The sequence below is a fragment of the Metapseudomonas resinovorans genome, assembly GCF_002003485.1.
Classification (GTDB): Bacteria; Pseudomonadota; Gammaproteobacteria; order Pseudomonadales; family Pseudomonadaceae; genus Metapseudomonas; species Metapseudomonas resinovorans_D.
Genome location: NZ_BDMA01000009.1, coordinates 1 through 10,577, shown reverse-complemented (window position 1 = coordinate 10,577; position 10,577 = coordinate 1). Strand labels below are relative to the sequence as shown.

General features: G+C 61.6%; 9 protein-coding genes. 7 read left to right on the top strand and 2 right to left on the bottom strand.

What is annotated here, in order from left to right; all coding sequences use genetic code 11:
* Positions 1–193: 193 nt before the first annotated feature.
* The gene (locus tag MnOB_RS02495; RefSeq protein ID WP_077521653.1) at positions 194–964 is read right to left on the bottom strand and encodes a GntR family transcriptional regulator; all 771 of its coding nucleotides are present in this window, start codon (positions 962–964) and stop codon (positions 194–196) included.
* A gap of 616 nt (positions 965–1,580) precedes the next feature.
* On the opposite strand from MnOB_RS02495, the gene MnOB_RS02490 reads away from it, so the two are divergent.
* Complete coding sequence (locus tag MnOB_RS02490; protein ID WP_077521651.1) at positions 1,581–2,930, top strand: NCS2 family permease; 1,350 nt, start codon at positions 1,581–1,583, stop codon at positions 2,928–2,930.
* Between the two features lie 545 nt (positions 2,931–3,475).
* Here MnOB_RS02490 and uraH read toward each other — a convergent pair.
* Positions 3,476–3,829, bottom strand: coding sequence for a hydroxyisourate hydrolase (uraH, locus tag MnOB_RS02485; RefSeq protein WP_077521657.1), 354 nt, complete (start codon positions 3,827–3,829; stop codon positions 3,476–3,478).
* A 425-nt stretch (positions 3,830–4,254) separates the two neighbouring features.
* Here uraH and puuE point away from each other — a divergent pair, with 425 nt between their 5' ends.
* From puuE to MnOB_RS02455, 6 genes are all read left to right on the top strand, one after another.
* Positions 4,255–5,184 (top strand): allantoinase PuuE, encoded by a 930-nt coding sequence (puuE, locus tag MnOB_RS02480; RefSeq protein ID WP_077521649.1) that lies wholly within the window; start codon positions 4,255–4,257, stop codon positions 5,182–5,184.
* Positions 5,181–5,696, top strand: a complete 516-nt coding sequence (gene uraD, locus MnOB_RS02475; protein WP_077521647.1) for a 2-oxo-4-hydroxy-4-carboxy-5-ureidoimidazoline decarboxylase — start codon at positions 5,181–5,183, stop codon at positions 5,694–5,696. Before puuE ends, uraD begins: the two co-directional genes overlap by 4 nt.
* 161 nt (positions 5,697–5,857) lie before the next feature.
* Positions 5,858–6,361 carry an ureidoglycolate lyase gene (locus MnOB_RS02470; RefSeq protein ID WP_077521645.1) on the top strand — a complete coding sequence of 168 codons (504 nt, stop codon included), beginning with the start codon at positions 5,858–5,860 and terminating at the stop codon, positions 6,359–6,361.
* A 53-nt stretch (positions 6,362–6,414) separates the two neighbouring features.
* Positions 6,415–7,734, top strand: coding sequence for a urate hydroxylase PuuD (locus tag MnOB_RS02465; RefSeq protein WP_077521643.1), 1,320 nt, complete (start codon positions 6,415–6,417; stop codon positions 7,732–7,734).
* A 239-nt stretch (positions 7,735–7,973) separates the two neighbouring features.
* Positions 7,974–9,320 (top strand): nucleobase:cation symporter-2 family protein, encoded by a 1,347-nt coding sequence (locus MnOB_RS02460; RefSeq protein ID WP_077521641.1) that lies wholly within the window; start codon positions 7,974–7,976, stop codon positions 9,318–9,320.
* Between the two features lie 168 nt (positions 9,321–9,488).
* Positions 9,489–10,340, top strand: a complete 852-nt coding sequence (locus MnOB_RS02455) for a nucleoside-binding protein (protein ID WP_107504020.1) — start codon at positions 9,489–9,491, stop codon at positions 10,338–10,340.
* The last annotated feature ends 237 nt before the right edge of the window (positions 10,341–10,577 follow it).

Below are 10,577 nucleotides of genomic sequence, written 5' to 3'. Positions count from 1 at the left end.
TCTCCCGACACCCGTTACCTATGTCCCCCGGCTGAACACACGGCGCACCCTACCGGATCGGCTGTGGAGGCGAATTCATTCGCGATGCAGGCCGCAGGCCTGCCCTTTGCCCATCCCGGCCCACAATCTCGTTGCCAGCCTCGTGCCCAAAACAAAAGCCCCGCATTGGCGGGGCTTTTCGCTCGAATCGAAATCAGGCGCTGCGGGGTGAACTGCGGCCAGGCTTTTTCTTGGTCTGCAGCAGGTGCGAGAACACCGCATGCAGGTCGTCCGAGGCACCGCTTTCGTCCAGGTTCAGCTTGTCGTCGATGTGGTCCATGTGATGCATCATCAACATCACAGCGCGTTCTGCATCGCGGGACTCGATGGCGTCGATCAGGCGATTGTGCTCATCGAAGGAACAGTGGGAGCGGCTGCCGCTCTCGTACTGGGCAATGATGAGCGAGGTCTGCGACACCAGGCTGCGCTGGAAGCTCACCAGCGGGGCGTTCTTCGCTGCCTCGGCCAGCTTCAGGTGAAACTCGCCGGAAAGACGGATGCCGGCGCCACGATCTCCACGGGAGAAGCAGGCCTGCTCCTCGAGGACCATCTGTCGCAGTTCCTGCAATTGCTCAGCGGTGGCGTGCTCGACCGCGAGCTCGGTGATGGCACGCTCCACCAGACGGCGGGCATAGAAGATCTGGCGGGCTTCCTCGACGCTGGGGCTGGCCACCACGGCGCCACGATTCGGCCGCAACAGCACCACGCCTTCGTGTGCAAGTCGCGACAGGGCACGGCGAATGATCGTGCGGCTGACACCGAAGATCTCGCCCAGGGCTTCTTCGCTCAGCTTGGTACCGGGTGCGAGGCGCTGCTCGAGAATGGCATCGAAAATATGTGCGTAGACGACGTCGTCCTGAGTGCCGCTGCGGGTGCTTTTGGCGGTGCGCGACTGCTTCTTGAGTGGCTGCAACTGTTCGTTCATGGGGGCTCGCGTCAAAGGGGGTCGGCGGTCTTCCAGGGCCCTTTTTGCCCCTTTCCGCCGGGCTGAACGGGTGGATCAGCGAGGGAAATCAGGGAAAAAGCGAAGGATATTGTACACAATCATCCGACCTTGAACAGTTTCGCCGACGCTCGAAGCCCATTCCTGACCGGTTGCACAGGTTTTTACAGCCGTTCTCGAATTGCTCATCGAGCAACGACTGAAGCGACAAATCAGCGTATTTCCCTACATTTTTTTGTCATAAGCGTGCCTGGCCCGGTGCCATTTCGTGCTTTCGACAATATTCCCTCCTCGCCCTACCCGAAGTACCAATTCAAATAACTAATTGTTTTTAAACGAATTTGTTAGTTCGTTAGGCTGCAAATTGTCGCAGCAAAACCTAACCTTTCAGTCAGCTTTTATGGATTGGTGCGTTTTTTCGAACATTGAAAACATTATTTGTTTTTTTTGTATACAAAGGCATAATCGCGCCGTGACTTCCTGACCCTGCGGTCAAGTATTGGAGGAAGTGCACCACTCACGCCATCCGCCTCAGTCAGTCCGGAGCCAACTCCAGGCTCTGGGTGAACAAAACAAAAGAGATGAGGAGTACCACGCTGTGGAAAGCATCAAACAACAAGAACAAGGAACGTACGTCGCTACACCGCCCGCCAAGGGCCTGCTTGAACGTCTCTTCAAGCTCAGCCTGCACGGCACCACCGTGAAGACTGAACTGGCTGCAGGCCTGACCACCTTCATCACCATGGCCTACATCATTTTCGTCAACCCGAACATCATGGCCGATGCCGGGATCGATCATGGCGCAGCCTTCGTTGCCACCTGCCTTGCCGCAGCCTTCGGCTGCCTCCTCATGGGCCTCTACGCCAACTGGCCGGTGGGCCTCGCCCCGGGCATGGGCCTGAACGCCTTCTTCACCTACACCGTGGTCAACACCATGGGCTACAGCTGGCAGATCGCGCTTGGCGCGGTGTTCCTCTCCGGCGTGCTGTTCATGATCCTGACCTTCTCGCGCATTCGTGAGTGGTTGCTGAACAGCATTCCGAGCAGCCTACGGTTCGCCATGGGTGCGGGTGTCGGTCTGTTCCTCGGGCTCATCGGCCTGAAGACCGCCGGCATCGTCGTCGCCCATCCGGCAACCCTGGTGCACATCGGTGACCTGACCTCCCCCGGTCCGCTGCTGGCTGCCATCTGCTTCCTGATGATCGCGGTACTGGAATACCGCCGCATCTTCGGCGGCATCCTGATCAGCATCCTCACCGTGACCCTGATCGGTGTTGGCCTGGGCATCGTCAAGTTCGGCGGCGTGTTCTCCATGCCCCCGAGCCTGGCCCCGACCTTCATGGCCATGGACATCACCGGCGCGTTCAACGTGACCATGGTGAGCGTGATCCTCGCCTTCCTCTTCGTGCACATGTTCGACACCGCCGGCACCCTGATGGGCGTTGCCCAGCGTGCCAACCTGGTGCAGGAAGACGGTCGCATCGAAAACCTCTCCAGGGCCATGAAGGCGGATAGCGCCTCCAGCGTCTTCGGTGGCGTGCTCGGCGTACCGCCGGTCACCAGCTACGTGGAAAGTGCCGCGGGTGTAGCCGCTGGCGGCCGCACCGGCCTGACCGCCGTGACCGTGGGCATCCTGTTCATCGCCGCCATGTTCTTCGCTCCCCTGGCCGGCATGATCCCCGCCTACGCCACCGCTGGCGCCCTGATCTATGTTGCGATGCTGATGATGGGCGGCATGGCCCACATCGACTGGAAGGAACACACCGAAACCATCCCGGCCATCGTTACCGTGATCATGATGCCGCTGACCTTCTCGGTCGCCGACGGCATCGCCCTGGGCTTCGTGACCTACGTGGTAATGAAAGCCTTCACCGGCAAGTACAAGGATGTGTCGGTGAGCCTGTACGCGCTGTGCGCCATCTTCGTGGCCAAGTTCATCTTCCTGTAATCACAAGCACCGCTTCACCAGGCCCTGTCGCTCTGCGCCAGGGCCTTTTCATTTGGCCGCGGAAATAGACGTGCCGCCTCCAATCCTCCCGTAGGAGCGAGCTCTGCTCGCGAATAGCCCGAGAGCGAAACGTCGCAAACAGAGCAGTTCGCTCTTGCAAGGCAATCGGTAGTCCGACTGATGGGATTCAGCTACAGCTCCCTTTCGGGACCCAGCCCTGCAGAGCGCAACGCCGATCCGCCAGGATGCCTGGCAGCGACAGTCCGAAAGGATTTCCGACCACCGACCGGCGCCCAGGCAATTGCCGCCTAGACTCTTCCCTGATCCGACATTCACCCATGCACCTGCGCAGCCTTTCGAGGCTGGCGTACAGCTTTGGTCTTATCGGTTCCCATGCTCCCTTGCGCATCTCCCCGTGATGCGCTTAAGCCCGGCCTTGCGCCGGGCTTTTTTTTACGCCGCACTTTCTTGCAGGCATAAAAAAGGCCCGCAGTGTGAACGGGCCATAAAGACTCCAGTGAGTCGAGGGTAACGAGAATCGTGGACTAGCTACCGCGGTAGGTGGAGTAGCTGTAGGGCGAGATCAGCAGCGGGACGTGGTAGTGGTCCTGTTCGGCCGAAATGCCGAAGCGCAGGACAACCACATCGAGGAAGGCCGGCTCGGCCAGTTTTACGCCACGGGCGCGGTAATAGTCGCCGGCGTGGAAATGGATCTGGTAGACGCCGCTCTGGTAATCGGCACCCTGCAGCACGGGCGCGTCGCAGCGGCCGTCATCGTTGGTAATGGTAGTGGCGACCAGCTCCAGGCCTGCGCTCTCGACGCGGTAGAGCTCGATCTTGATGTCACGGCCAGGGCAGCCGTGGGCGGCATCCAGTACATGCGTGGTCAAACGTCCCATTGCTCGCTGGGCGTCCACCGGGCCGTTGCTCTGGCCGCGATCGGAACGCCACACCTCCTCTGCTTGTTCATATAGGTGCGTGGTCAGGGGCCAAGGCCCCGGTACGGTGCGCAGAATAACACGCGACCACTCGAATGTAAGACATAAACTCAAAAAATTGTACACAATCAACGCATCAAGTATGGATCAACCCTGGCCGATCCACGCCGACAGTGTATTTCCACGCACCCAGCACCCACTGGGCCTTTGCCCATATAGACCTGACCAAATGGGCAGGTTTACTTCTCCCACCCTCGACGACGAATTTAGCGAATTTTTGATTTACAAAACGCATGACAGTTTGTATACAATCACCCCATCCACGGTCGCGCACCACTTTCCCGGGCTGTCGCTGATCGATCCAACAGACGAGAAGGAAGACTGCAGTGAGCGCTGAGTACCCACGCGACCTGATCGGTTACGGCAACAACCCACCCCATCCGCACTGGCCAGGCAAAGCCCGCATCGCCCTGTCCTTCGTCCTCAACTACGAGGAAGGCGGCGAGCGCAATGTGCTGCACGGCGACAAGGAGTCCGAGGCCTTCCTGTCCGAGATGGTCGCCGCCCAGCCGCTGCAGGGCGTGCGCAACATGAGCATGGAGTCCCTCTACGAGTACGGTAGCCGCACCGGCGTCTGGCGCCTGCTGAACCTGTTCAAGAAGCACGACATCCCGCTGACCATCTTCGCCGTCGCCATGGCCGCCCAGCGTCATCCGGATGTGATCCGCGCCATGGTCGACGCCGGCCACGAAATCTGCAGCCACGGCTACCGCTGGATCGATTACCAGTACATGGACGAGGCCCAGGAGCGTGAGCACATGCTCGAGGCCATCCGCATCCTCACCGAACTGACCGGCGAGCGCCCGGTAGGCTGGTACACCGGCCGCACCGGCCCGAACACCCGTCGCCTGGTCATGGAGGAAGGCGGCTTCCTCTACGACTCCGACACCTACGACGATGACCTGCCCTACTGGGACGCCGCCAGCACCGCGGAAAAACCGCACCTGGTCATTCCCTACACCCTCGACACCAACGACATGCGCTTCACCCAGGTGCAGGGTTTCAACAAGGGCGATGACTTCTTCGAATACCTCAAGGACGCCTTCGACGTGCTCTACGCCGAAGGTGCCGCCGGCGCGCCGAAGATGCTGTCCATCGGTATGCACTGCCGCCTGCTGGGCCGCCCCGCGCGCCTCGCTTCCCTGGCCCGTTTCATCGACTACGTGAAAGGCCACGAGAACGTCTGGTTCGCCCGCCGCGCCGACATCGCCCGCCACTGGCACGCCACCCACCCTTTCAAAGAGCAAGCGAAATGAGCCGCTTCCAGACCCTGACTCCGTCCACCCTGTCCCGCGATGCCTTCGTCACGGCGTTCGCCGACATTTACGAGCACTCGCCCTGGGTCGCCGAGAAGGCATTCGACCTGGGTCAGGACGACCGCGTCGACGAGATCGATGGCCTGCACCAGCGCATGGCCGACCTGTTGCTCAGCGCCAGCCATGAAGCCCAGCTGGCGCTGATCAATGCTCACCCGGACCTGGCCGGCAAGGCAGCCGTCCGTGGCGAGCTGACCGAAGCCAGCACCAGCGAACAGGCCGGTGCCGGTATCCAAGAATGCACGGCTGAAGAGTTCGCGCGCTTCACCGAGCTGAACGACGCCTACAAGGCCAAGTTCGGGTTTCCTTTCATCATGGCGGTGAAAGGCAGCAACCGGCATCAGATCCTGGCGGCCTTCGAAGAGCGGATCCACAACTCTCCCGAAGCCGAGTTCTCCAGGGCGCTGGCCGAGATCAACAAGATCGCGCTGTTCCGCCTGCAGCAAATGTAAGCCGCAGTCGCACCGCCCCTATTCAGGACCGGGTGGGCCACGGCCCGCCCATCGGCTCTCCGCCATAGTGGAGAGCCAGGGGGGAGGATGGAAATACCACCTCCCCTACCGGCCCCGCCCTTTCGGGGGATGGGAACCAGCAACGAACAAGTAGAACAGCCATGCGAACCCTGAAGATCGAGCCCCTGACCAAAGAAGCCTTCGCCCCGTTCGGAGATGTGATCGAAACCGACGGCAGCGAGTACTTCATGATCAACAACGGCTCCACCCGCCGTTATCACAAGCTGGCGACGGTCGAAACCGCCCAGCCGGACGACAAGGCGATCATCAGCATCTTCAGCGCCGAATCCCTTGAGATGCCGCTGCGCATCCGCATGCTGGAACGACATCCGCAGGGCAGCCAGGCCTTCATTCCGCTGCTCGGCAACTCCTTTCTGGTCGTGGTCGCGCCACTTGGCGATGTACCTGTACCGGGTTTGGTCCGTGCCTTCCTCTCCAATGGCAGGCAGGGCGTTAATTACCATCGCGGCGTTTGGCACCACCCGGTGCTGACGATCGAAAAGCGGGATGACTTCCTGGTGGTTGATCGCAGCGGTTCTGGCAACAACTGCGATGAGCATTTCTTCACTGAGGACGAGCAGCTCCTCCTCGACCCCCACCACTAATAAGAGAAGCCCAACGATCGGCGTGCTGGTCAGCGGGAAAAGAGGTAAACACTGTGGAAGCACATCTGACCGAATGGCTGAACCTGAGCATTCGCTGGGTTCACATGATCACCGGTATCGCCTGGATCGGCGCATCCTTCTATTTCGTCTGGCTGGAGAACAACCTGAACCGCGCCAATCCGCGCGACGGTCTGTCGGGTGACCTCTGGGCCATCCACGGTGGCGGCATCTACCACCTGGAGAAATACAAACTCGCTCCGCCGAAAATGCCAGACAACCTGCACTGGTTCAAATGGGAAGCCTATTTCACCTGGTTGTCGGGCGTCGCCCTGCTGACCGTGGTGTTCTACATGAACCCGACCCTGTACCTGATCGCACCCGGCGTGGACATCGCTCCGGCTGCCGCCGTCGCCATCGGCATCGGCTCGCTGATCGCAGGCTGGTTCATCTATGACTTCCTCTGCGACTCGCCGCTGGGCAAGACCCCTGCCCTGCTCGGCCTGGTCCTGTTCCTGCTGGTGATCGGCGCTTCCTGGGGCTTCACCCATGTGTTCAGCGGCCGTGGTTCCTACATCCATGTCGGCGCCCTGATCGGCACCATCATGGTGGGCAACGTGTTCCGCATCATCATGCCGGCCCAGCGTGCCCTGGTTAAGGCCATCGAAGAAAACCGCACCCCGGACCCGGTCCTGCCGGCCAAGGGCCTGCTGCGTTCGCGCCACAACAACTACTTCACCCTGCCGGTGCTGTTCATCATGATCAGCAACCACTTCCCGAGCACCTACGGCAGCCAGTACAACTGGCTGATCCTGGCCGGGATCGCGGTGATCGCAGTACTGGTGCGTCACTACTTCAACACCCGCCACGACAGCAACAAGTTCGCCTGGACCCTGCCGGCCGGCGCCCTGGGCATGATCTGCCTGGCCTTCGTCACCGCGCCGAACTACAAGGCCGCCGAACCCAGCCTGGCCGTGGAGCCCGCCCACCAGGAGCAGGCCGCCCCCGCCACCAGCAGCGCCGCTGCCCCGGCGACCAGCACCAGCGAAAGCAAGCCGCAGGCCACCGCTCCGGCACAACCGACTGTAGCCCCGGCCCAGGCCAGTGCCGCAGGCGGTAACTTCGACAAGGTCCACAGCGTGATCAAGGAACGCTGCGCTGTCTGCCATTCCGCCAAGCCCACCAGCCCGATGTTCACCTCGGCGCCGGGCGGCGTGATGCTCGACACCCCGCAACAGATCCAGATGCTCGCACCGAAGATCCAGGCCCAGGCTGTCGCCAGCCAGATCATGCCGCTGGGCAACATCACCCAGATGACTCAGGAAGAGCGTGACCTGATCGGCAGCTGGATCGCCCAGGGCGCCAAGACCAACTGAGCATCGGCGAGGCTCCTGAAAACCCGGGACCTCGTGCACGACCACGGCGGGTGGTGACCCCAAGCATCACCCGCTTTCAAGCCTGCCCCCAGGCAGGCTTTTTTTATTCCTCGCAGTACCAGCACGACCCCGGCCGGGAGTCACCCTCCCGGCCAGCAACATGAATACCCGGCAAGCCGCACCCACGAGGTGCGGCAATGCCAAGCGACTTACAAGAACAAAAGCGCCCGAGGTGTTGCATGACCACTCCGACAGAGCGAGAAATCGCCCTTTCGCCCGCTGACCAGCGCCTGCCCCTGATGCAATTGCTGCTTGTCGGTTTCCAGCATGTCCTGCTTATGTACGGTGGCGCCGTTGCCGTACCCCTGATCGTCGGCCAAGCCGCCGGTCTCTCCCGCGAAGAAATCGCCTTCCTGATCAACGCCGACCTGCTGGTCGCCGGTATCGCCACCATCGTTCAGTCCATCGGCATCGGCCCGGTCGGTATCCGCATGCCGGTGATGATGGGTGCCAGCTTCGCTGCCGTCGGCAGCATGGTGGTAATGGCCGGAATGCCTGGCGTCGGTATCCAGGGGATTTTCGGCGCGACCATCGCCGCTGGCTTCTTCGGCCTGCTGCTCGCCCCCTTCATGTCGCGCATCGTGCGCTTCTTCCCGCCGCTGGTGACGGGCACCGTGATCACCTCCATCGGCCTCACGCTCTTTCCGGTAGCGGTCAACTGGGCCGGCGGCGGTAACGCGGCAACCCATTTCGGCGCCCTGGAGTACCTTTCCATCGCTGGGTTGGTACTGGGCACGATCCTGTTGGTGAACCGTTTCCTCAAGGGCTTCTGGGTCAACGTCTCGGTGCTGATCGGCATGGCCCTGGGCTACGCCCTGGCCGGTGCCAGCGGGATGGTCGACCTGAATGGCCTCGAAGAGACGCCCTGGTTCCAGCTGGTGGAGCCGATGCATTTCGGCATGCCGAAGTTCGATCTGGCTTCGGTGCTGTCGATGTGCCTGGTGGTGGTGATCATCTTCGTCGAGTCCACCGGCATGTTCCTGGCCCTGGGCAAGATCACCGGCCGCGAAGTCTGCCCCAACGCCCTGCGCCGCGGTCTGATGTGTGACGCCGGCGCATCCTTCCTGGCGGGCTTCTTCAACACCTTCACCCACTCATCCTTCGCCCAGAACATTGGCTTGGTGCAGATGACGGGCGTCCGCAGCCGTTACGTGACGGTCGCCGCCGGGGCCTTCCTGATCGGCCTCAGCCTGTTGCCGAAAGCCGCCTTCCTGGTGGCCTCGATCCCGCCTGCGGTACTGGGTGGCGCAGGCCTGGCGATGTTCGGCATGGTGGCCGCCACCGGCATCAAGATTCTCCACGAGGCCGACATCAGCGACCGACGCAACCAGTTGCTCGTCGCCGTGAGCATGGGGATGGGCATGGCACCGGTGGTTCGCCCCGAACTCTTCGCCCAGCTTCCTCACTGGATGGAACCCATCACCCACAGCGGCATTGCCATGGCCACTGTCAGCGCCCTCACCCTGAACCTGCTGTTCAACATCCTGGGTGAAAAGGAACGCAGCCGGCATTGCGCCGCGCACTGAATTTGCTCCCATCCGGCCGGTACCCATGAGGTCCGGCCGGAATTCCAAAGCCTGCCTACCCGGCGGGCTCTTTTAACCCCAACCCCGGAGACGGCTGCCTTCGCGCACTGCCGTCAAGGACAGGTCTTTTCCGCTTTCTGCTCAACAACAAAAAGAAGGAGTACCCGAATGCGTCGTTACACCAGCCTGGCGCTTGGCGCCGCCTTGTTGGCCACTGGCCAGACCGGATTCGCCGCCGAGGACGGCAAGATCTTCGAATGGGTGAACAACAGTGTTGGCTTCCGCTACGGCCAGCAGTACACCAACCCCAACAACCCGAACAAGTTCGCCAAACGCACCTACAGCTTCACCCATGCGGATGGCTACAAGTACGGCAGCAACTTCTTCAACCTGGACGTGTTCCTCTCCGACAGCCGCGACCCGCGCAAGGGCACCGACCACGGCGGCAGCGAGGTCTATGCGGTCTACCGTCACCAGCTGTTCGCCTCGCGGGTGTTCGATCAGCCACTGGGTACCGGCCTGATCAAGGACTACGCCTTCACCTTCGGCTTCGATGCCAATCGCAACAACAACCTGGCATCGGCCAAGAAGCGCGCCGTGGTTTTCGGCCCCACGCTCAAGTTCAACGGCGCCGCCGTACTCGACCTGAGCCTGATGTACTACCGCGAGAAGAACCACTCGGGCATCCCCAGCGCCAAGCATCCTGACCACACGTTCGACGCCACCTACATGGTCAACCTGACCTGGCTCAAGCCATTCCAGCTCGGTGACCACGACGCCAAGTTCCAGGGGTTCGTCAACTACGTCGGCGAGAAGGGCGAAGACTACTTCGACAAGGACACCGCCCCTGAAACCCTGGTGCGCACTTCGCTGATGGTCGCCGCGATGCCGGGCGCCAAGCGCAAGCCGAACCTGTGGCTGGGCGTCGGCTACGAGTATTGGCACAACAAGTTCGGCGTCGATGGCGGGCGTGGGAGCCGCACCTCGACACCGACGGTGAACCTGGAATTCACCTTCTGAACCGAGTCTTGCCGTAAGGCGTTCAATCCCCTTTGCGACCCGGAGGGAGGCCAGTCGCCGTGAGGGCGAATTGATTCGCGAGTGGCCGTGCAGCGGCGCCCGGTCTGGTACACCGGGAAATCCGCAAGCCCGCATCGCGAATGAAATCGCTTGTATGGCCTAGGGTGAAACCTGTCGGGGGCGGAGGGACCGAATTTGCTTCTGCTAGCCAGACTGTGGGAGACATCTCCCGCCCCT